Consider the following 21299-nt stretch of genomic DNA (forward strand, 5'->3'; position numbering starts at 1 on the left):
GGGATTCCCAGGCTCGCACCACATTGGCTCAGAGGATCGAGGACTATGCGCTGATCGGCGATTGCGAGACCGCGGCGCTGGTCGGGCGCAACGGCTCGATCGACTGGCTGTGCTGGCCTGCCTTCGATTCCGATGCCTGCTTTGCCGCCATCCTCGGCACGCACAAGAACGGGCGCTGGCTGATCGCGCCGAGTGAGCACGCGACCCGCATCTCGCGGCGCTATCTCGGCAATACCCTCATCCTCGAAACGTGTTTTGAGACGAGTAGCGGCACCGTCGCGCTGATCGACTTCATGCCGCCGCGCGGCAAGGCCTCGGACATCGTGCGGCTGGTCCGAGGCGTCAGCGGCACCGTGAAGATGCGGATGGAGCTCGTCATCCGCTTCGGATTCGGCGCCGACATTCCCTGGGTGCGGCGAATGGATCATGCGCTGCTCGCGATCTGCGGCCAGGACATGACGGTGCTGCGAACACCCGTCGAGACCCGCGGCGAGGACCTGACGACGGTTGCCGAGTTCGACGTCCGGGCGGGCGAGACCGTCCCGTTCGTCCTGACCTACGGCCCCTCGCATCTCGAGCCGCCGGCATCAATCGATCCGGAGCTCGCCTTCCAGGAGACCGAGAAATTCTGGCAGGACTGGTGCGGCCATTGTGCCCGCGACGGCGGCTACCAGGACCTCGTCTTGCGCTCGCTGATCACACTGAAGGCGCTGACCTTTGCTCCGACCGGCGGCATCGTCGCGGCCCCCACCACCTCCTTGCCGGAAAGGCTCGGCGGAAGCAGGAATTGGGACTACCGCTTCTGCTGGCTGCGCGACGCCACGTTCACGTTGCTGGCGCTGATGAACTCGGGCTACACCGAGGAAGCCTCGGCCTGGCACAGTTGGCTGCTGCGCGCCGCCGCCGGATCGCCGGCGAACATGCAGATCATGTACGGCATCTGGGGCCAGCGGCGGCTGCTGGAATGGGAGGCGGGCTGGCTCGGCGGCTACGAGGGCGCGCAGCCCGTGCGCGTCGGCAACGCCGCGCATGCGCAGCTCCAGCTCGACGTCTATGGCGAGCTGATCGATGCCTTCCACCAGTCGCGCATGGCCAAGCTCAAGCTCGACGAGCAGACCTGGGCGCTGGAATGCGCCGTGCTCAATCATCTGGCCGAGGTCTGGGACCGGCCCGACCACGGTATCTGGGAGCGGCGCGGACAGCCCAAGCATTATGTCTTCTCCAAGGTCATGACCTGGGTCGCGTTCGACCGCGGCATCAAGAGTGCCGAGACCTTCGGCTTCAAGGCGCCGCTGCTGCATTGGCGCACTCTGCGTGAGGCGATCCATCGCGACGTCTGCAACAACGGCTTCGATGCAGAGGAAAACGCCTTCGTCGAATCCTACGGCTCGAAACTGCTCGATGCCAGCGTGCTGCTGCTGCCGGCCGTCGGCTTCCTGCCGCCATCGGATCCGCGCATCCGCGGCACCATTGCTTCCGTCGAAAAATGCCTGATGCGCGACGGCTTCGTGCTACGGCACGATCCACGCGAGCTGCCAGCGGGGCAGCCACCGCTCGAAGGCGCGTTCCTGGCCTGCAGCCTGTGGCTCGCCGATGCCTATGTGCTGTCGGGCGATCTCGACAAGGCGCAAGCCTTGTTCGATCGCGTCGTGGGCATTGCGAACGATGTCGGGCTGCTGGCGGAGGAATACGACTCCGTGGCCCGCCGGCAGACCGGCAATTTTCCGCAGGCGCTGACCCACATCGCCCTGATCAACACCGCGCATAACCTCTCGGCGGCAAGACGGAAGAGCGAGAAGCCGGCGATGCAGCGGTCGAAGAAGTGACCGCTGCGGCTACCCAACCCCATTCCGCTTCAAGATCATCTCCATCGCCTCGGCAAAACCGTCCTGCTCATTGCTCGCAGTGACGTGCGTCGCCTCGTCCTTCACGTTGTCGGCGGCATTGCCCATGGCGATCGAGACGCCGCTGACGCGGAACATCGCGAGGTCGTTCTGCATGTCGCCGATGGTGGCAACGGCATCGGTCGAGATGCCGACGCGCTTGGCCATGGCCTCGACGAAGGTGCCCTTGTTGAATCCGGGCGGGGTGATGTCGAGATAATAGGTCTGCGAGCGCACCGCGGTGGCTTCGCGGCCGAGCGCCTCCTGCATCGCTTTCTCGCAAGCCGCGAGCCTCGCCGCATCGGCACTGGCGCCGACGATCTTGCAGGCGCTCGATAGGTATGGCGAGAAATCGGACACGATGGTGGGGTCGGCGCGGATCGTGTGCTGCTCGTGGGCGACGTAGCTGCCGCGGGGGTTGTCGATCAGCCATTTGTCGGTGGTGAACAGCCAGATGTCGGCGCCGTAGTCGCGGAGGATCTGCAAGGACCGCTCGGCCGCGCTCGCGGGAATCAGGTGCTGCTCGACCGGCCTCATCTCGGGATCGATGATCGAGGAGCCGTTGAAGGGACCGACCGGCAGCCACAGCGCCAGCGGTTTGATCAGGAAGCGCATGCCGATCGCGGGGCGGCTGGAGGTGATGGTGAAGCCGATGCCGGCCCGGTGCAGCCGCTGCACTGCGCTCCGCGCGCGCTCGGTCAGCGTCTTGTCCTTGGTCAGCAGCGTGCCGTCGACGTCGGAGACCACGAGTGAGATGGGGGTCATGGCAGGACCTTGGAATTCATCAGGTTTCTTGCCTCAGCGTTTTCGCGCCGCCCAGCTTCAGCTGCCGCACGATGCCGTCCACGATCGCCTCGACGGTCTCATCGATCGAGACCGTGACCACGTGCTCGCCCGGCTCCGGCGGCTCCAGCGTATTGAACTGGCTCGTCAGCAGCTCGGGCGGCATGAAATGGCCCTTGCGGCGCGCGAGCCGCTCGGCGATCAGCTCCTTTGTGCCCTTCAGGAACACGAATCGGACGTCGTCGCGACCACGCAGCAGCACCTCGCGATAGGCGTGCTTCAGCGCCGAGCACGCAATGATGACGTGCTCGCCGCGTCCGCAGACAAGCGCGATCTCGTCGGCGATCGCGTTGAGCCAGGGCCAGCGGTCTTCGTCGGTGAGCGGATGGCCGGCCCGCATTTTCTCGACATTGCTGGCGGGATGGAAGCTGTCGCCGTCCTCGAAACGCCAGCCGAGTCGCCCGCCCAGTGCTTTTGCAACCGTGCTCTTGCCCGAACCCGACACGCCCATCACGATCAATGCACAAGGTGCTTCAGCGCCGCCCACGAATTTCCTCCGGAAGCGCGGCCCTATCGACCAGCCAGACGGTCTCACCATTCGAGCGCGCGCGTAAGGCCGGCAGATTCTCGCCATTGAGGAGGCGCGTCAAGATCGGCCGCTTGTCGTGCCCGGCAATCTCGAACAGCATCTCGCGGCAGGAAGCCAGAATGGGCAGGGTGAGCGAGACTCGCGGCACGAACGGCGCGACATTGGCTTTGGCGACACCGACGACCCAGCGTCGGGTCTCCTCGATCTCGGCATAACCGGGAAACAGCGATGCGGTGTGGCCGTCCGGGCCTGCACCCATCAAGACCACGTCGAACAGCGGCCGCGCCGGATCGAGCCGGTCTGCGCCGTAGAAGGCCTGCAGCTCGCGCGCGTAGGCTGCGGCACTGGCATCGGGGTCCTCGGCCGTGGTCGGAATCGGGTGGACGTGACCAGGAGGCGCATTGGAATCGAGAAATGTCGCCCGCGCAACCGCCATGTTGTTGAGAGGATCGCTTTCAGGCACGAACCGTTCGTCGCCGATGAACCAGTGCACGCGGTCCCATGGAATCCTTCCGCGCCACGCCTCGCTGCCGAGCAATTGATAGAGCTTCTTCGGGCTGGAGCCGCCGGTGAGGCAGATGGCGCTCCGTCCGGGATTGGCCGCGATCCGCGCCATCACCCGTTCGGCCGCGGTGCGGGCAAGCGCTTCGGCGTCGGCTTCGACGATCAGCTTCGGCTGGCCGGCCGCAGTCACGAGTATTTCCGCCAGCTTCGCCCGTCGCGCCGCAGCAACTCGTCGGCGCATTTCGGGCCGTCGCTGCCGGCTTCATAGGTCTCGATGCCGTTGGTGCCGGCCTGTTTCCAGGCGTCCAGGAACGGCTGCACCGCCTGCCAGCCGGCCTCGACGCCGTCGGCGCGCTGGAACAGGATGTTGTCGCCGATCATGCAGTCGTGGATCAGCGTCTCGTAGCCGGTCGAGGGATCGGCGCGGAAATAGTCGCCGTAGCGAAACTTCATCTCGACGCCGTCGATGGTGACGCTCGGACCCGGGACCTTGGCGTTGAACTGAAGCTCGATGGTTTCGGTCGGCGCGATGCCGATGGTGAGGAAGTTCTGCGACAGGCGATCGACCGCCGTGCCCGAGAACATCGACAGCGGCGCCTGCTTGAACTTGATCGCCACCTCCGTGCGCTTGTGCGCCAGCGCCTTGCCGGTGCGCAAATAGAACGGCACGCCGGCCCAGCGCCAATTGTCGATCATCAGCTTCAGCGCGACATAGGTCTCGGTGGTACTGCCGGGCTTGACGTCCGCGGTCTTGCGATAGTCCGGGATCTCCTCGTCGCCGATGCGGCCCGCGAGATATTGCGCGCGCACCGAGCTCTTCAGCGCTTCCTCCAGGCTCGGCCGCTGGATCGCAGTGAGCACCTCGGCCTTCTCGGAGCGGACCGAATGGGCGTCGAAACGGCTCGGCGGCTCCATGGCGACCAGCGACATCAGCTGGAACAGATGGTTGGGTACCATGTCGCGCAATGCGCCGGTCGCGTCATAGAAGCCGCCGCGATGGCCGACGCCGAGCTTCTCCTCGACGGTGATCTGGATGTGGTCGATGTGGTTGCGATTCCAGATCGGCTCGAACATGCCGTTGGCAAAGCGCAGCACCAGAATGTTCTGCACCGTCTCCTTGCCGAGATAGTGGTCGATCCGGTAGATCTGGTGCTCCTCCATGATCTTCAGCAGCTCGGCGTTCAGCGCACGCGCCGAGGCGAGGTCGGTGCCGAACGGTTTTTCGACCACCAGCCGCCGCCACGCGCCGTTCTCCTTCATCATGCCGGTGCGGCCGAGCTCGCGCGTGGTCGGCGCGAAGGCGGCGGGCGGCGTGGCCAGATAGAACAGCCGGTTGCCGCCGGTCTCGTGCGCGCATTCCAGCGAATCCAGATGCTCGCGCAGGCGATCGAAGGAGGGCGGATCCTTCGCGTCGGCCTCGACGAAGGTCAGGCATTCCAGCAGCTTCTTGGCGATGTCGTCGTCCACGGGCCGCGTCGCGAATTGCCGCAGGCCCTTCAGCAGGCTGTCGCGCAGCTCGTCATCCGACTGGCCCCTGCGGGCCACCCCGACGACACAGAATTTTTCCGGTAACAGGTGCTCGGCGGCCAGATTGTAGAGCGATGGCATCACCAGGCGATGGGTAAGGTCGCCGGTGACACCAAAGATGACGAAGGCGCAATTTTCCGGCTTGCGCTTGGCTTGCGGGTCTTTTGTCACGAATTGTCGGCCTTCGTTTCGTTACTTGCTACTTTGGTCTCGAAGCGTCCGGTTGCTTCGGCTCCTTGTGGCCGCCGAAACCGGCGCGCATTGCAGAGAGAATTTTTTCGGCGAAGGTGTGTTCCTTGCGGGAACGGAAACGCGTGTAGAGCGCCGCGGTCAAGACTTCGGCCGGCACCGCCTCGTCGATCGCCGCATTCACGGTCCAGCGTCCTTCGCCGGAATCCTCGACGAAGCCGGAATATTCCGACAGAAGCGGGCTGTCGGCGAGTGCGGTCGAGGTGAGGTCGAGCAGCCAGGACGGGATCACGCTGCCGCGCCGCCACACTTCGGCGATATCGGCGAGATCGAAATCGTAGCGGTGATCTGCCGGCAAAGCCTCAATGTTGGCATTCTTGAGAATGTCGAAACCCTCGGCATAGGCCTGCATCAGGCCGTATTCGATGCCGTTGTGGATCATCTTGACGAAATGGCCGGCGCCCACCGGACCGGCATGGATGTAGCCCTGCTCGATCCGGGGATCGCGGCCCTCGCGGCCGGGCGTTCGCGGAATGTCGCCGGCGCCGGGCGCGAGCGCAGCGAAGATCGGATCGAGCCGGTCGACCACCTGCTTCTCGCCGCCGATCATCATGCAATAGCCGCGGTCGAGGCCCCAGACGCCGCCGGAGGTGCCGACGTCGACATAATGGATGCCGCGCTCCTTCAGCGCCTTGCCGCGGCGGACGTCGTCCTGCCAGAAGGTGTTGCCGCCGTCGATGATGACGTCGCCCGCCTGCATTACGCCGGCGATCGTCTCGATCGTGGTCTCGGTGATGCGCCCGGCCGGCAGCATCACCCAGGCCGTGCGTGGCCGCTCCAGCTTCGCGACGAACTCTTCCAGCGTCGCCGAGCCGACCGCGCCGTCTGCGATAAGGCCGGCGACGGCCTTGGCGTCCTTGTCGTAGACCACGGTCGAATGTCCGTGGCGCATCAGGCGGCGAACGATGTTGCCGCCCATTCGGCCGAGGCCGATCATGCCGAGTTGCATCTGCATCATTCCCTTAGTTCAGCGCCTCGTTCAGCGCCGTGTTGAGGGCCGCGAGACCCTTCTTGAGCCCGCCCTTCAGATGCACGCGCAGCGCACGCCGACCACGCTCGGTGAGCACGTCGAAGTCGCCCCGCGCCTGCGCCGCCTTTATGACGCCAAAGCTGGCTTTCTGGCCCGGCACCGGCAGATCCTTGGCATCGTCGGCCGTGATCTGGAGGAACACGCCGCTGTCGGGTCCGCCCTTGTAAGCCTGTCCCGTCGAGTGCAGGAAGCGCGGTCCGAACTCGGCGCAGGTCGCGACGTGCCGCTTCTCGCGCACCTCTAACCGCATGGCCTGCAGCGCCTCGATCGTCGCCTTGTCACGCGCGATGTAGCCGAGCAGGGCGACATAGTCGCCATGGTTCGAGCGGGAGAGATGCGCCTTCAGCCAGGAGCTGAGATCGCCGTTGGCGCCGGCCGCGCGCAGCGCCGCGGCGTTGGCCTCGTCGGTGTAGAGATCGGCCTCATCCGTGCTGACCACCGGCTGCTCTTCCGGCAACGCGCCGGTCTTCTCGAATGCGGCAGTGAACTCGCGGGTTTTGATCTTGGCCGCCTCCACGTCCGGCTGGTCGAACGGGTTGATGCCGAGGATCGAGCCTGCAACCGCCGTCGCCATCTCGAAGCGGAAGAACTCCTGGCCGAGATGCTCGATCGACTTCATGACGATGCGCACCACGGGATGGCCGGCCGCTTCGATCGCGGCGAGCTTGGAGTCGTGGGCAGCGTCCGCTTCGCCCTCGATGCGGATGTCGATGAAGAAGCGATCATTGCCGTAGACCAAGGGATCGCCCAGCGGCTCGCCCTCGATCGGGATCAGGCCCTTGCCTTCCTTGCCCGTCGATTCCGCGATGAGCTGCTCGGCCCAGGCGCCGAAATCGGCGATCTTCTTCGATGCCAGGATCGTCACCTTGTCGCGGCCTTCGAGTCCGGCGAGGCCCATGGCAAGGCCGAGCTGCACGCCCGGGTTCTCGGATGGGGGCACGTCCGGTCCGCAGGAGCGGGCCATCGCGAGCGCATGCTTGACGAAGGTCTTGACGTCGATGCCCGCGGTCGCCGCCGGCACCAGACCGAAGGGCGACAGCACCGAATAGCGTCCGCCGATCGAGGGCTCGCCGTGGAAGATGCGGGCATAGTTCAGCTTCTTTGCCGCCTTCTCCAGCGACGAGCCGGGATCGGTCACCGCGATGAAGCGATGGCCGGTCTTCACCTGGGTTCCGACCGCCTTGGCGACCTGCTCATGGAAATAGTCCTTCATCGCGTTCGGCTCGGTGGTCCCGCCGGACTTGCTGGAGACGATGAAGACCGTGTTGGCGATGTCGATCTTCGCCTCCATCGCCCGCACTTGCGCCGGGTCGGTGGAGTCGAGCACATGCAGCTTCGGGAAGCCGGGCTTCTTGCCAAAGGTCTCGGCCAACACTTCGGGGCCCAGGCTCGATCCGCCCATGCCGAGCACGACGGCGTCGGAGAAACTCTGGCCCTTCACGCGGCCTGCATAGTCCTCGTAGTCGGCAATGTCGGCCTTGGCCGGGCTGTCGAGCCAGCCCAGCCATTTGTCTTCGTCGGTGCCCGTCCAGACCGACTTGTCGCGCTGCCACAGCCTGCGGATTTTTGCGGAGGCTCGCCATTCCTCGGTGCTCTTGACCACGGCCTTGCCGAGCCCGTCGCCGAGCGAGAGCTGTTGGCGGTCGAGCGCGGGCCCGAGCACGGTGGTACGCTTGTGGGCGACGGCGCCGTAGAGCTTGTCGGCTGAGTCGGCGAACAGCTTGACGCCATCCTTGACCAGCTCCTCGGTGATCGCATCGAGCGAGATGCCGGAACGCTCCAGCTCCTCCAGCACGCGCCTGGCGTCATCGATATTCTCTTCCAGGCTGTCGCGCGGCTTGCCGTGGTCGCGGAACGCGTCCAGCGTCGCCGGCGGCATGGTGTTGATGGTGTCTGGGCCGATCAGCTCCTCGACATAGAGGACGTCGCTGTAGTCCTTGTTCTTGGTGCCGGTGGAGGCCCACAGCATGCGCTGCGGCTTGGCGCCCTTGGCGGCGAGCTTCTCCCAGCGCGGACCTGCGAACAGGCGCTTGTAATCCTGGTAGGCGAGCTTGGCGTTGGCGATCGCGACCTTGCCCTTCAGCGCGGCAAGCCGCTCCTTCTCCGATGGATCATTGGCGCGGGCGATCTTCTCGTCGAGCTGCTTGTCGACCATGGTGTCGATCCGGCTGACGAAGAAGCTCGCCACGCTCGCGACATGCGACGGATCGCCGCCGCCGGCGACGTATTTCTCGAGGCCGGCGATGTAGGCTTCGGCCACCTGGAGATAGACCGCCTTCGAGAAAAGCAGCGTGATGTTGATGCTGATGCCTTCGCTGATCAGCTGTTCGATCGCAGGGAGGCCCTCCGGCGTCGCCGGCACCTTCACCATCAGGTTCTTGCGGCCGACGTCCTTCCAGAGCCGCCGCGCCTCGGCGACTGTGCCGGCGGTGTCCATTGCGAGATAGGGCGAGACCTCCAGGCTGACATAGCCATCGCCACCTTTGAGGCGGTCATAGACCGGCCGCAGCACGTCGGCGGCGTTCTGGATGTCCTCGACCGCGACGGTCTCGAACAGGTCGGCCACGGTCCGGTCGCCGCGCTTCAGTGCCTTGCCGATCGAGGCGTCATATTCGTCGGAGCTGCCGATCGCCTTCTCGAAGATCGACGGATTGGAGGTGACGCCCTTGACGCCATCGGTGTCGATCAGCCGCTTCAGGTCGCCCTTGGCGACGAAGCCACGGGCCAGGAAGTCCAGCCAGACCGCTTGTCCGTGCTTTTCCAGCTCTTTGACGGGATTCATGATGCTTACTTCTCTCCAAGCCTGCGGACGAGGGTTTTCGCGCCGGTCCTGACGCGCTATCCTCTAGCTTACATGCTCCCGGGAGGGAACCAATTAAGGGTATGGGAGTCATACTCTCCAGTGTAACTCCGTCGCGATCATGGCGATCCAGGCGGGTAGTGTCTGTGTTGAGTAGACATCGTTGGCCGGAGGATGCGGCTGCATGCACGTCCATGATGAAGGTTCGGCGGTTGCCGACAGCCAGCAACCGGTTGCGTCGACGGCGAGCATCGATGCATCCCGCGATCTCGAAATCAATGCGTGACACAGCTGCGGCTGCTGGTTGCCGGGGCTTTGCCATGACCCTGCTCAATGCAAGCCTTGCCTTCGACCTATGGGCGGTCTTGGCGATGCGGTCTTGGCGATGCGGTCTTGGCGATGCGGTCTTGGCGATGCGGTCTTGGCGATTATGACACGCAGTCGGCTATGCCGGCGTCGTGGTGTTCAGCCTGGTGACCAACTGGCTGATCTGGATGCTTCTGGCCGAGCGAGGAGCGGTGGTGGTCGTCACACCCTACGGCATCCGCGATCTCCGCATCGGGAATGAATTTCTGCTGTGGGAGTCGATCGCGGAGATTTCGGCTGACGAACGCCGCGGCCACAAAGCGATCGTGCTGACGCCGTCGCCGGCATTGCGGCGCCAGCTGTGCGCCATCCCGACTCTGGCCCGTTGCGCGCGGGATGGTCGCATCCGCGCGGACGGCCTGGCGACCGATTTTGATACATTGCTGCGCGCCCGCCGCGACCGCCACGCTGCCAGCAGCGCGCGCCGCATTGCAGCAGGAAGATGACCGCGGCGCCCAAAGCTTCGCCGTACAAGTGTCATAAGATCGCCGCTCCCGGATCGCTATGTTGCATTGCCGGATCAGCACATCCCCGGGAACGCCCGGATGTTGCGACCAAGTGACATTTTCTGGAAATGAGCCAATATAGACAGAGATTCGCACAAAATACAGGCATGTGCCTGTTCGTAACTCATAGAGTGCCTACGTTGTGCGTTGCGTCGTATCGGCACCCGGGTGTCCAATGATCGTCATGTGCTCACGCTGATTCGAAACGGCCTGAGGAACGGTCCGGTAACTGCTTTCGTTTCAGCTTGTAGCGGAACTCACGCGGAGAGGGATCATGTACAACGATTCTCTATTCAACGCTTTCGCTCGGTCGTTCGAGGCGAGAAGCCAGCACGACATGTCGATGGCGGAATATCTGGAATCGTGTCGAAGCGATCCCATGAAATACGCGAACGCGGCCGAGCGACTGCTAGCGGCGATCGGTGAGCCTCAGACGATCGACACGGCCAAGGACCCACGCCTTGGCCGTATTTTTTTGAACCGCACGATCCGCACCTATCCGGCCTTCGCCGGCTTCTACGGCATGGAAGAAACCATCGAGCGCATCGTCGGCTTCTTCCGCCACGCGGCGCAGGGCCTCGAAGAGCGCAAGCAGATTCTTTATCTGCTTGGCCCGGTCGGTGGCGGCAAGTCTTCGCTCGCCGAGCGGCTCAAGTCGCTGATGGAAGTGAACCCCATCTATGTGCTCAAGGCCGGCGACGAACTCTCGCCCGTGTTCGAGAGCCCGCTCAGCCTGTTCGATCCCGATCAGCTCGGTCCGATGCTGGAGGAGAAGTACGGCATTCCGCGCCGCCGTCTCACCGGCCTGATGAGCCCGTGGTGCTACAAGCGGCTCGAAGCCTTCGGCGGTGACATCTCGCAATTCCGCGTCGCCAAGATCCAGCCGTCGCGGCTGCGCCAGATCGCGGTCGCCAAGACCGAGCCCGGCGACGAGAACAACCAGGACATCTCCTCGCTGGTCGGCAAGGTTGATATCCGCAAGCTCGAGACCTACGCCCAGAACGATCCCGACGCCTACAGCTATTCCGGCGGCCTCAACCGCGCCAATCAGGGCATCCTCGAATTCGTCGAGATGTTCAAGGCGCCGATCAAGATGCTGCATCCGTTGCTGACCGCGACGCAGGAAGGCAACTATATCGGCACCGAGAACATCGGCGCGATCCCGTTCACCGGGATCATCCTGGCGCACTCGAACGAAGCCGAGTGGGCGAGCTTCAAGGCCAACAAGAACAATGAAGCCTTCATCGACCGCATCTGCGTGATCAAGGTGCCCTACTGCCTCAGGGTCACCGAAGAGCAGAAGATCTACGAGAAGCTGATCCAGGGCTCCGAGCTCGCCTCGGCTCCTTGCGCGCCTTCGACACTGGAGACGCTGGCGCGGTTCTCGGTGATGTCGCGCCTGCGCAAGCACGAGAACTCCACCTTGTTCGCCAAGATGCGGGTCTACGACGGCGAGAGCCTGAAGGAATCCGATCCGAAGGCGCGCAGCGTGCAGGAATATCGCGATGCCGCCGGCGTCGACGAGGGCATGGACGGTGCCTCCACCCGTTTCGCCTTCAAGGTCCTGGCCGCGACCTTCAATCACGATCCGCAGGAGGTCGCCGCCGACGCCGTGCACCTGATGTACGCGCTGGAACAGGCGATCCGCCGCGAGCAGCTTCCGGAGGAAACCGAGAAACGCTATCTCGAATTCATCAAGGCGGAGCTGGCGCCGCGCTACGCCGAGTTCATCGGCAACGAGATCCAGAAGGCCTATCTGGAATCCTACTCGGATTATGGCCAGAACCTGTTCGACCGCTACGTCGACTATGCCGACGCCTGGATCGAGGACCAGGACTTCAAGGATCCCGACACCGGCCAGCTGCTTGATCGCGAGCTTTTGAACCAGGAGCTGACCAAGATCGAGAAGCCGGCGGGTATCGCCAACCCCAAGGACTTCCGCAACGAGGTCGTCAAATTCTCGTTACGGTCGCGGGCCCAGAACGGCGGCAAGAATCCGACCTGGACCTCCTATGAGAAGATTCGCGATGTGATCGAAAAGCGGATATTCTCCCAGGTCGAGGACCTGCTTCCCGTCATCTCCTTCGGGTCGAAGAAGGACGGCGAGACGGAGAAGAAGCACGGCGAGTTCGTCGCACGCATGGTGGAGCGCGGCTACACCGAGCGCCAGGTTCGCCGGCTCGTCGAATGGTACATGCGCGTGAAGCAGGCCGGCTGAGGCGGATGGGAGGCGGATGGTAAAGTGCCCATTCACATCATCGACAGGCGCCTGAATCCAGGCGGCAAGAGTCTTGAGAACCGCCAGCGGTTCTTGCGTCGGGCCAAATCCCTGGTGCAGGGCGCCGTCAAGAAGACCTCGCAGGAACGCGACATCAAGGACGTCCTGGAGGGGGGTGAGGTCACGATCCCGCTCGACGGCATGCACGAGCCGCGTTTCCGCCGTGAAGGCGGAACGCGCGACATGGTGCTGCCCGGAAACAAGAAGTTCGTCGAGGGCGACTATCTCCAGCGCCAGGGCCAGGGCAGCGCCAAGGATACCGGCCCCGGCGAAGGCGACAGCGAGGACGCCTTCCGCTTCGTGCTGAGCCGTGACGAGTTCGTCGATCTTTTCCTCGATGACCTCGAGCTGCCGGATCTCGCCAAGCGCAAGATCGCGCAGACCGAGAGCGAAGGCATCCAGCGCGCTGGCTACACCACGTCGGGCTCGCCCGCCAACATCTCGGTGAGCCGGACGGTGAAGCTCGCGCTGGCGCGCCGCATCGCGCTCCGGCGTCCCCGCAAGGAGGAGATCGAGGAACTGGAGGCGGCGATCGCTGCCTGCACCGACGAGGACGAACGGGCGGAGCTGGTCGCCGAGCTCGAAAAGCTGAAGGCGAAGTCCAAGCGCATCCCCTTCATCGACCCGCTCGACATCCGCTACCGACGCTTCGAGACGGTGCCGAAGCCCGTCGCGCAGGCCGTGATGTTCTGCCTGATGGACGTTTCCGGCTCGATGTCCGAGCACATGAAGGACCTGGCAAAGCGCTTCTACATGCTGCTCTACGTGTTCCTGAAGCGGCGCTACAAGCACGTCGAGATCGTCTTCATCCGCCACACGGACCGCGCCGAGGAGGTGGACGAGCAGACCTTCTTCTACGGTCCGGCCTCGGGCGGCACGCTGGTCTCGAGCGCGCTGCAGGCGATGCACGAGATCGTGCGCGAGCGCTTCAACCCGTCGGACTGGAACATCTACGCCGCGCAGGCCTCCGATGGCGACAATTCCTATTCCGACGGCGAGCTCACGGGGCTGCTGCTGACCGACAAGATCCTGCCGGTCTGCCAGTTCTTTGCCTATCTCGAGGTCGGTGAATCCGGCGGCAGCGCCTTCGATCTCTCCGACTCCTCGCTCTGGGCCCTCTATGAGCGCCTGCGCAACAGCGGCGCGCCGCTCTCGATGCGCAAGGTCTCGGAGCGCAGCGAGATCTTTCCGGTGTTCCACGATCTGTTCCAGCGCCGCGAAACTGCCCAGGAGAAGACCGCTCCATGACGGAACGTTTGTTCGAAGGCGCCGATTGGGATTTTCACACCTTGCAGCGCATCACCGATGCCTGCGAGCAGGTGGCGTTGAAGGATCTCGGGCTCGACGTCTATCCGAACCAGATCGAGGTCATCACGGCCGAGCAGATGCTGGACGCCTATTCGTCGGTCGGCATGCCCCTGTTCTACAAGCACTGGTCGTTCGGCAAGCACTTTGCGTTCCACGAGGCGTCCTACCGCAAGGGCCTGATGGGGCTCGCCTATGAGATCGTGATCAACTCCTCGCCCTGCATCTCCTATCTGATGGAGGAAAACACGGCGACGATGCAGACGCTGGTGATCGCGCACGCCGCCTTCGGCCACAACCACTTCTTCAAGAACAATTATCTGTTCAAGCAGTGGACCGATGCCGACGGCATCCTGGACTATCTCGACTTCGCCAAGAACTACGTCATGCAATGCGAGGATCGCTACGGCCGCATCGAGGTCGAGCGCACGCTCGATGCCGCGCATGCGCTGATGTCGCACGGCATCGACCGCTATCCCGGCAAGAAGAAGCTCGATCTGCGCGCCGAGGAGAAGCGGGCAGGGCGCCGCCGCCAGCACGAGGAGGAGGTCTTCAACGATCTCTGGCGCACGGTCCCGAAGGGCGCGGCCAAGAGCCGGTCCGCGCTCAGCATCGAGCGCCGCCGCAAGCTGCTCGGCCTGCCGCAGGAGAATTTGCTCTATTTCCTGGAGAAGAGCGCGCCGCGGCTGGCGCCCTGGCAGCGCGAGCTGCTCCGCATCGTCCGCCACATCGCGCAATATTTCTATCCGCAGAGCCAGACCAAGGTGATGAACGAGGGGACGGCGACCTACGTCCACTATCGCATCATGACCAAGCTGCATGAGCAGGGTCGCATCAGCGACGGCAACTTCCTCGAATTCCTGGGATCGCACACCAACGTCGTGTTCCAGCCCGAATTCGACGACCCCCGCTTCTCCGGCTTCAACCCTTACGCGCTCGGCTTTGCCGTGATGCAGGACATCGAGCGCATCGTCACCAAGCCGGAGGATGAGGACCGCGAATGGTTCCCCGACATCGCCGGCAAGGGCGACGTCATGGGCGTGCTGCGCGACGTCTGGGCCAACTACCGCGACGAGAGCTTCATCGGCCAGTTCCTGAGCCCCAGATTGATGCGGCACTTCCGCATGTTCCATCTGCACGACGATCCCGAGGAGCGCGCCGGCATCCGCGTCGATGCCATCCATGACGAGCGCGGTTTCCGCCGCGTGCGCCGCGAGCTGGCGCGGCAGCACGACGTCGGCTTCATCGATGCCAACATCGAGGTGGTCGATGTCGATCTCTCCGGCGACCGCCGCCTGATCCTGCATCACCACGTCATCAAGGGCTCGCAGCTCAACGAGACCGATGCCAAGCGGGTGCTCCAGCATCTCGCCGACCTCTGGACCTACGACGTCGCGCTGATCGAGGTCGATGCCAAAGACAAGGTCCTGCGCGAATATGTCGTGAGCCCGCGCCCGATCCCGGCGGCGGTGGCCTGAGGCCAGCGGCCAAAGCATGATCCGGAAAACCGCTTCGCACTTTTCCGGATCATGCTTTAGACCGATCGCTTCTTCGCCGGCTTCTTCTTTGCCTTCGACGCATTCAGCTGCACCGCCGCGCGGATCAGCGTCTTCAACGCCTTCTCGTTGATCTCTACGCCCTCGCGAATATCGATCGCGCGCCGCACATTGCCCTCGAGACTGGAGTTGAACAGGCCCGCGGGATCCTCCAGCGCCGCGCCCTTCGCGAAGGTCAGCTTCACCACGTTCTTGTAGGTTTCGCCGGTGCAGATGATGCCGTCGTGCTCCCAAACGGGAACGCCGCGCCATTTCCACGCCTCGACGACGTCGGGGTCCGCCTGCTTGATCAGACCGCGGATCCGCGCGAGCATCTCGCCGCGCCAGTCGCCGAGCTCCTTGATCCTGCCGTCGATCAGTTTCGAGGGCGAAGGTTCATTCGTTTCTTTCACGCGTACCTTTTTCGATGTCATGGCCTTCTGCATCATCCCGCCTCGTTCACGCGTTGCCGCGGCTGACATGGGGCAACGCGAACAGATAGAGCCCGGTCGCGAGCAGCGGGATGAGCGGCACGAGCGCCAGGACGCCGATCCACACGGCCTGGAGCTGCATGGTCATCGCCACGATGTTGGCGATGACCGCGAGCGTGAACGCCATCGACAGCCAGCGATGAATCTGCCGAATCCACATTTGGGTGCTCATTGAGACCTCCTCCGAGATTGATCGAAATGGACGCCGGCGGAGCTAGCCTGCCCGCGCCAGTACTTCGTCCAGCTTGGCCAAAAACTGCTTCCAGCCGGCATGCGCGCCGCCAAAGGCCTGCTTCTGCGTCGGGTGGAAGCCCGCCTGCTCGACGCGCAGGCGCGTGCCCGCGCCCGTCGGTGTCAGCGTGAAGGTCACCACGCTCTTGAGATCGAAGGCGGCGTCCTCATGCGAGAAATTCCAGGTGTAGGCCAGCGTCTTCTGCGGCTCGATGGTGAGCACCTCGCAGTCCAGCACGCCGCCCCATTCGCCGCGCAGGTTGAAGCGATGACCGACGACGGGCTTGAAGTCGTTCTTCATCAGCCATTCCTCGATCAGATGCGGCTGCGTCAGTGCGCGCCACAGCCGCTCCACTGGGGCGGCAAATTCGCGCTCGAGGACGACGGAGCGTGTCTCGGCAGGTTCGTTCATTGGTCCATCCTCTTCAGGAGATCGTCGAGGGCGTCGAGCCGCCTCTGCCAGAAGCCGGTCATCTGGCTAGTCCAGTCGACCAGCGGGTTGAGCGCGCCGGGCTGCGCGCTGTAGTGCGTCTGTCGTCCTTCATGGCGGTCGCGCACCAGCCCAGCCTGCTTGAGCGCGCCGAGATGTTTCGAGACCGCCGGCTGGGACACACCGGATCGCGCGGTCAGCGCCCCGACGGTCTGCTCGCCCTCGCGGCACAGCCGCTCGAAGATCGCCCGCCGGGTCGGGTCGGCAAGCGTCCTGAACAGGAGATCGTGCGCGGCGGACATGCGAGATCCATAACCGGGAAGTTATGGGTTTAATCTATAACCGTAGAGTTATGGGTAAGTCAAGCGGGGTGGTGATGAGGCGAGAGGGCGCCACGTACTCCGCTGTCATTGCTGTGCATGTTCAATAATTCGCTGATTGGATCGCTCCAGCGGAGGAACGATCCGATGCGAGACAACAGCTATGACCGAACGGTTGAACGCAACTATCTGCAGAAGTGGCGTTTTCTGATTTCGGAGTATGAGGCGGTGAAGGCTGGCCGATCGCCGCTGTTCAAGCGGGTCGGCGACTTCTACCGGCACCACGGGACCTGCTCGCAGACGTTCCGCAAGTATTACAATCGCTATCTGCAGAGCGGCGAGGACGCGGATCTGCTGCCGCGGCGGCGCGGCCCGAAGTGGCGGGAACGGCGCGAGCCGGAAGGGATCGAGGCGGAGATCGTCGCCCATCGCAAGCGGGGGATGAACCGTTATGAGATTCATGCCGTCTTGCGCGAAACGCGCGACACGGTACCTTCGCCGATCACGATCTATCGGGTGCTGAAGCGCCACCGCCTGAACCGCCGCACGCCGGCGATGCGCGAGGAGAAACGCCGTATTATCAAGGACAAGCTCGGGGAGCTGGGCCACGTCGATCTGCATCAATTGCCGCGCGATATGTTCCTCGCGCCACCCCCGGTCACGGCCTACATCATCAGCCTGATCGACAGCTGCTCGCGTCTGGCCTGGGCCGAGGTCCTGACATCCAAGAAGGCGCTGCCGGTCATGTTCAAGACCCTGAAGATGATCAACACCCTCAACGTCACCTATGGGCTCGTCTTCCAGGAAATCCTGTCCGACAACGGCGCCGAGTTCGCCGCCCGCACCAAGCCGGCCGAGCATCCATTCGAGGCCATGCTGCTCGAGCTCGGCATCAAGCACCGCTACACCAGGCCCTATCGGCCGCAGACCAACGGCAAGGTCGAACGCTTCTGGCGTACCCTCGATGACGACGTCATCGAGGGTACGACCTTCGACAACCTGGACCACTTCGCCAATGAACTGTTCGAGTACCTCGTCTACTACAACAACCACAGACCCCATCAGGCCTTGGCAGGACAAACTCCCAAGGCTTTCGCCGCTTCCAAGACCACCGCAATCCAATCAGCGAATTATTGAACATCGACAATTGCGAGGAGCCCTTGCGACGAAGCATCCAGATTGTCTCGGCGCAGGGATTCTGGATTGCTTCGCGGAGCCTGTCATCGGGCCGCGCTTCGCGCGGACCCGTTGGCTCGCAATGACGGTGGATGAGGTGACGCCATCCACAACGCTACGGCCGCAAATACAGATACCCCTGCGACTGCAGCTCGGCCAACCGCACTACGCCGCCCTTCTCGGCGCTGACGAAGCCCGGCAGCAGCTCGTTGAGCGTAACGTTCTGCGCCTTCATCGTGTTGCCGCAGGCGGCAAGCTCGACGCCGTCTTTGGAGAAATCGCCGACGCGTTTGCTGACCTCGGGGTTGGCCTGCGCCGAGTGAAACGCCCTCAGCGCCGGGCCATGGATCACCAGCGCGATCGTCACATGCTCGGGCCCGCCGACGCCGTCGATGTGGTTCTGGATATTGCCGAGCACGAAATTGACCTTCTCGGCATCGCTGAGATGATAGACGACCTTCAGCTTGCTGCTCGCGCCCGCTTCGGTCGCGGCTTTCGCACTGGAGGCGCCAAGTGCGGCGCCAAGTGCCGCGCCCAAGGTCGAGGCGGCGCTCCACAACATGTTCCGCCGGTTCATGGCGATCTCCTTCGGCTGACTGAGCCCGGCGACCGATATCACTTGTGGCGCAGTGCGGCGAGCTCCTTGCGGTCGGTCACCAGCGAAGCGCATTCGCTGGTGTCGGTGCGGTCGAGGCGGAAAATCTTGTCGTCGGCGCCGGCGACCAGCGATCGCTCGGCCTCGTCGTCCGGCTTGTTGTTCTGCCAGACCCTGATCTGCTCGAGGCGGATGATCGCGGACTTGTTGTCCTTGGACAGCGCCACTTCGATGCCGCCGCCTTCGCAGTCGACGCCGCAGCCCATGCGGACCTCGTCCCCCCGGCTGAGAAGGACGGCATGGCTGCCGCACGAGCCGCTGGAGTCGAAATCGCCGGAGCGGTGCCGATAGCGGAAGCCCAAGCGGAAGGAATTGTGCAGCTGCTTGTCCTCCTTGTCGGTTTCCGCCGAGATCAGCAGCTTCATGGATGCCACCTTCTGCTTGGGATGCCGCGCCAGGTGTTCGGCATCGTAGCGGCGGACGAAGCAGGCGTAGGACTTGTCGGCGGGTGTCCCCGCATAGAGCCGCGCATTGAAGGCGTCGGCTTCGGCCGTTGTGGTCTCCCGGACCTTGTCGGCCTCGTCGGCGTGGGCGACGCCGACGAAGGCGGCAAGGACGAGCGGCAGGAAAAGAGCAAGCTTCATGATAGCACCCAGCGTGTGAACCGTCGTCAATCCGCAACGAGCAGGCGGGAGCCGACTGGCGGTTAGTCGCAGGCGGCGAGCGGCGCGTTCAAGCGCTTCTGGGCACGCCTTGCGCACGCTCTGGACGCTGCTCTTCTCCAGGGCGCCGGTCGTGTTCATCACTCGGGTCGGCATTCGCGACACTGGGATCGCCGATGACACCATTGCCTGGAGATCGGTCTGCGATGTATCGGCCCGGCAATTTTGCGACCAGGGCGCAGCCGAGGCGGTGGCCGCATGCGTGGCGCGTTCAGCTCGCACACGCGCGCAGAGCGGAGCGGGCAGCGCGGTTCCATGCACCGCCTTAGTCGAGCGTAAGGCCGCAAAGGTTCAATCGAGGTGGGCCCTTCGCCCCTAGGGAACTCGATGTCGCGCAGCCTTCGACATTGTTCCCATTCGGCGATGTGATAGCCTTCACAGGCGATTGCTCTTGGCAGTCGTAGAGTGGGACCGCCTCTTGTCGTGTGTGGAGTCCCCCCGCATGGGCGAAATTCGCAACTTCAGATCCGGAAATCAGGATGAGCCGCCGCCGCACGGCGCAATGCCTCGTCGTCTCGCCGCGATCATCGTCGGCGACATCGCCTCCTACAGCCGGTTGATGCAGGCCGACGAGGAAGGCACGCATGCTCGCGTCAAGCGGATCGAGCGAGATCTCATCCAGCCCAGCATCATCGAACACCATGGAAGCCTGGTGAAGACGACCGGCGACGGCTTCATCGCCATTTTCGACAGTCCCGTGGAGGCCGTTCGATGCAGCATCGTCATCCAGCAAAATCTCGTCGCTCGCAACGCTTCGGTTCCCAAGCATTCCCGGCTCGAATATCGGATTGGCGTCAATCTCGGCGACGTCATCGTGGAGCCGGACGACATCTATGGTGACGGCGTCAACATCGCCACGCGTATCGAGGGCATCGCGGAGCCGGGGCAGGTCTACATCTCCGGCGCGATCTACGAGCAGATCAAGCACAAGATCGTGTGCGGCTATGAGTCGCTCGGCGACCGCAAGGTCAAGAACATCACCGATCCCGTGCGCGTCTATCGCGTGCTGCCGGATGCAGATGCCGTCGGCAGGACAAGAAGCCGGCGCGAGAACGCGCTGATCTTTTTCCTGGCCGTCACGCTGCTCGTCATTGCCGCCGGCGCACTCTGGTATTTGCTGGCACAGCCGCAAGGCAGGGGCGGCCAGCAGGTCGCAGCGCCCGCCGTCTCTCCGGCGCCATCCCCGGTCCCGCAAGCTCTGCCGCGCGAAGCCGCGACGCAGGCGCCGCAACCATCTCCTTCATTGGCGTCGGCGCCTTCATCGCCCGCACCGGCGCCGAGCCCGTCCTCGACACCGCTGCGCGAGCCCGAAATGATCGCCATTCGCGGCGGCAGTTTCGCGATGGGAAGCAACGACGATCCGACCGAGCGTCCCGTGCACCAGGTCACGATCAAGCCGTTCTCGATCGGAAAATATCCGGTGACCGTGCAGGAGTGGAACGAATGTGCGGCTGCGAAGGCGTGCTCCTTCACGGCCACCGGCAAGGACGATGCGCCGGTCAGCAATGTGAGCTGGACTGACGCGCAGCAATATGCCGCCTTTCTCTCGCAGGCGACGAAAAAGCAGTACCGGCTCCCGAGCGAGGCCGAATGGGAATACGCAGCCCGCGGCGGTACGCAAACGAAGTATTGGTGGGGCGACAAGCTCCAGCCGGGCATGGCCGGATGCAAGGATTGCGGCGACCTCGCGGCCGAGCAGCCGGCGAAGGTAGGCAGATTCAAGCCCAATCCATTCGGCCTCTACGACATGGGCGGCGGCGTCGACCAATGGGTCGAGGATTGCTGGCACAAGAATTACCAGGGCGCGCCCGTCGACGGCTCGGCATGGACCGGCGGCGACTGCTCATCGCACGTCCTGCGCTCGGGCTCCTGGAAGAACGATTCGAGATATGTGCGGCCGTCCAACCGCGATGGCTATGATACCAATGTTCGTTACCCGACGCATGGATTCCGTGTCGCGCTCAGTCCTTAGGTCTGGA

At 63.9% G+C, this 21299-nt stretch carries 18 protein-coding genes and 1 pseudogene; 7 read left to right on the forward strand and 12 right to left on the reverse strand.

The features are described from left to right. Window positions 1-23 precede the first annotated feature (23 nt). Window positions 24-1826, forward strand: a complete 1803-nt coding sequence (locus P6U27_RS08890; protein WP_407193878.1) for a glycoside hydrolase family 15 protein — start codon at window positions 24-26, stop codon at window positions 1824-1826. Between the two features lie 9 nt (window positions 1827-1835). On the opposite strand, the gene P6U27_RS08895 is transcribed toward P6U27_RS08890, so the two are convergent. From P6U27_RS08895 to P6U27_RS08920, 6 genes are read right to left on the reverse strand one after another with little or no spacing between them, the layout of a single operon-like run. Continuing rightward, window positions 1836-2648, reverse strand: a complete 813-nt coding sequence (locus P6U27_RS08895; RefSeq protein ID WP_209295299.1) for an HAD family hydrolase — start codon at window positions 2646-2648, stop codon at window positions 1836-1838. A gap of 19 nt (window positions 2649-2667) precedes the next feature. Then, a complete protein-coding gene (locus tag P6U27_RS08900; protein ID WP_122401845.1) occupies window positions 2668-3213 on the reverse strand; it encodes a gluconokinase in 546 nt (181 codons plus the stop codon). Continuing rightward, a complete protein-coding gene (gene pgl / locus P6U27_RS08905) occupies window positions 3200-3949 on the reverse strand; it encodes a 6-phosphogluconolactonase (RefSeq protein ID WP_407193879.1) in 750 nt (249 codons plus the stop codon). Before pgl ends, P6U27_RS08900 begins: the two co-directional genes overlap by 14 nt. Further along, complete coding sequence (gene zwf / locus P6U27_RS08910) at window positions 3946-5457, reverse strand: glucose-6-phosphate dehydrogenase (protein ID WP_122401847.1); 1512 nt, start codon at window positions 5455-5457, stop codon at window positions 3946-3948. The genes pgl and zwf overlap by 4 nt, the downstream gene beginning before the upstream one ends. Before the next feature lie 28 nt (window positions 5458-5485). Then, window positions 5486-6484 carry a phosphogluconate dehydrogenase (NAD(+)-dependent, decarboxylating) gene (gnd, locus tag P6U27_RS08915; protein WP_407194426.1) on the reverse strand — a complete coding sequence of 333 codons (999 nt, stop codon included), beginning with the start codon at window positions 6482-6484 and terminating at the stop codon, window positions 5486-5488. A 13-nt stretch (window positions 6485-6497) separates the two neighbouring features. Continuing rightward, entirely contained in the window at window positions 6498-9347 is a 2850-nt protein-coding gene (locus P6U27_RS08920) for a bifunctional transaldolase/phosoglucose isomerase (protein WP_407193880.1), read from the reverse strand. Window positions 9348-9549: 202 nt separating this feature from the next. Between P6U27_RS08920 and P6U27_RS08925 the strand changes: the two are divergent. The 4 genes and pseudogenes from P6U27_RS08925 to P6U27_RS08940 all read left to right on the forward strand — a co-directional run bounded on the left by P6U27_RS08925 (window position 9550) and on the right by P6U27_RS08940 (window position 15298). Then, a pseudogene (locus tag P6U27_RS08925) lies at window positions 9550-10214 on the forward strand (hypothetical protein). Between the two features lie 297 nt (window positions 10215-10511). Continuing rightward, complete coding sequence (locus tag P6U27_RS08930; protein ID WP_122401849.1) at window positions 10512-12455, forward strand: PrkA family serine protein kinase; 1944 nt, start codon at window positions 10512-10514, stop codon at window positions 12453-12455. Between the two features lie 30 nt (window positions 12456-12485). Beyond that, the gene (locus P6U27_RS08935; protein ID WP_407194427.1) at window positions 12486-13763 is read left to right on the forward strand and encodes a YeaH/YhbH family protein; all 1278 of its coding nucleotides are present in this window, start codon (window positions 12486-12488) and stop codon (window positions 13761-13763) included. Continuing rightward, window positions 13760-15298 (forward strand): SpoVR family protein, encoded by a 1539-nt coding sequence (locus P6U27_RS08940; protein WP_129144077.1) that lies wholly within the window; start codon window positions 13760-13762, stop codon window positions 15296-15298. The genes P6U27_RS08935 and P6U27_RS08940 overlap by 4 nt, the downstream gene beginning before the upstream one ends. 56 nt (window positions 15299-15354) lie before the next feature. On the opposite strand, the gene P6U27_RS08945 is transcribed toward P6U27_RS08940, so the two are convergent. From P6U27_RS08945 to P6U27_RS08960, 4 genes are read right to left on the reverse strand one after another with little or no spacing between them, the layout of a single operon-like run. Next, window positions 15355-15801, reverse strand: coding sequence for a DUF1801 domain-containing protein (locus P6U27_RS08945; RefSeq protein WP_407194428.1), 447 nt, complete (start codon window positions 15799-15801; stop codon window positions 15355-15357). 13 nt (window positions 15802-15814) lie between these two features. Beyond that, window positions 15815-16018, reverse strand: coding sequence for a hypothetical protein (locus P6U27_RS08950; RefSeq protein WP_162500159.1), 204 nt, complete (start codon window positions 16016-16018; stop codon window positions 15815-15817). Between the two features lie 42 nt (window positions 16019-16060). Then, window positions 16061-16489, reverse strand: a complete 429-nt coding sequence (locus tag P6U27_RS08955; RefSeq protein WP_407193881.1) for an SRPBCC domain-containing protein — start codon at window positions 16487-16489, stop codon at window positions 16061-16063. Next, complete coding sequence (locus P6U27_RS08960) at window positions 16486-16809, reverse strand: helix-turn-helix transcriptional regulator (RefSeq protein WP_129144079.1); 324 nt, start codon at window positions 16807-16809, stop codon at window positions 16486-16488. Before P6U27_RS08960 ends, P6U27_RS08955 begins: the two co-directional genes overlap by 4 nt. A gap of 165 nt (window positions 16810-16974) precedes the next feature. Here P6U27_RS08960 and P6U27_RS08965 point away from each other — a divergent pair, with 165 nt between their 5' ends. Next, window positions 16975-17964, forward strand: coding sequence for an integrase core domain-containing protein (locus tag P6U27_RS08965; protein WP_160118749.1), 990 nt, complete (start codon window positions 16975-16977; stop codon window positions 17962-17964). A gap of 154 nt (window positions 17965-18118) precedes the next feature. On the opposite strand, the gene P6U27_RS08970 is transcribed toward P6U27_RS08965, so the two are convergent. Then, window positions 18119-18580 (reverse strand): DsrE family protein, encoded by a 462-nt coding sequence (locus P6U27_RS08970; protein ID WP_209295732.1) that lies wholly within the window; start codon window positions 18578-18580, stop codon window positions 18119-18121. Window positions 18581-18618: 38 nt separating this feature from the next. Further along, window positions 18619-19242 carry a hypothetical protein gene (locus tag P6U27_RS08975; protein ID WP_209295731.1) on the reverse strand — a complete coding sequence of 208 codons (624 nt, stop codon included), beginning with the start codon at window positions 19240-19242 and terminating at the stop codon, window positions 18619-18621. A 520-nt stretch (window positions 19243-19762) separates the two neighbouring features. Here P6U27_RS08975 and P6U27_RS08980 point away from each other — a divergent pair. Continuing rightward, window positions 19763-21292 (forward strand): SUMF1/EgtB/PvdO family nonheme iron enzyme, encoded by a 1530-nt coding sequence (locus P6U27_RS08980; RefSeq protein ID WP_129144082.1) that lies wholly within the window; start codon window positions 19763-19765, stop codon window positions 21290-21292. The last annotated feature ends 7 nt before the right edge of the window (window positions 21293-21299 follow it).

Origin of the sequence: Bradyrhizobium sp. STM 3566, from assembly GCF_045571445.1 — a bacterium.
GTDB classification, from domain to species: domain Bacteria; phylum Pseudomonadota; class Alphaproteobacteria; order Rhizobiales; family Xanthobacteraceae; genus Bradyrhizobium; species Bradyrhizobium vignae.

Excerpts from the sequence above, each read along its gene's own strand:
- P6U27_RS08895 (WP_209295299.1), bottom strand. The coding sequence starts at position 2,648 with ATGACCCCCATCTCACTCGTGGTCTCCGACGTCGACGGCACGCTGCTG.
- gnd (WP_407194426.1), bottom strand. The coding sequence starts at position 6,484 with ATGCAACTCGGCATGATCGGCCTCGGCCGAATGGGCGGCAACATCGTT.
- P6U27_RS08920 (WP_407193880.1), bottom strand. The coding sequence starts at position 9,347 with ATGAATCCCGTCAAAGAGCTGGAAAAGCACGGACAAGCGGTCTGGCTG.
- P6U27_RS08930 (WP_122401849.1), top strand. The coding sequence starts at position 10,512 with ATGTACAACGATTCTCTATTCAACGCTTTCGCTCGGTCGTTCGAGGCG.
- P6U27_RS08940 (WP_129144077.1), top strand. The coding sequence starts at position 13,760 with ATGACGGAACGTTTGTTCGAAGGCGCCGATTGGGATTTTCACACCTTG.
- P6U27_RS08945 (WP_407194428.1), bottom strand. The coding sequence starts at position 15,801 with ATGCAGAAGGCCATGACATCGAAAAAGGTACGCGTGAAAGAAACGAAT.
- P6U27_RS08950 (WP_162500159.1), bottom strand. The coding sequence starts at position 16,018 with ATGAGCACCCAAATGTGGATTCGGCAGATTCATCGCTGGCTGTCGATG.
- P6U27_RS08955 (WP_407193881.1), bottom strand. The coding sequence starts at position 16,489 with ATGAACGAACCTGCCGAGACACGCTCCGTCGTCCTCGAGCGCGAATTT.
- P6U27_RS08960 (WP_129144079.1), bottom strand. The coding sequence starts at position 16,809 with ATGTCCGCCGCGCACGATCTCCTGTTCAGGACGCTTGCCGACCCGACC.
- P6U27_RS08965 (WP_160118749.1), top strand. The coding sequence starts at position 16,975 with ATGCGAGACAACAGCTATGACCGAACGGTTGAACGCAACTATCTGCAG.
- P6U27_RS08970 (WP_209295732.1), bottom strand. The coding sequence starts at position 18,580 with ATGAACCGGCGGAACATGTTGTGGAGCGCCGCCTCGACCTTGGGCGCG.
- P6U27_RS08975 (WP_209295731.1), bottom strand. The coding sequence starts at position 19,242 with ATGAAGCTTGCTCTTTTCCTGCCGCTCGTCCTTGCCGCCTTCGTCGGC.
- P6U27_RS08980 (WP_129144082.1), top strand. The coding sequence starts at position 19,763 with ATGGGCGAAATTCGCAACTTCAGATCCGGAAATCAGGATGAGCCGCCG.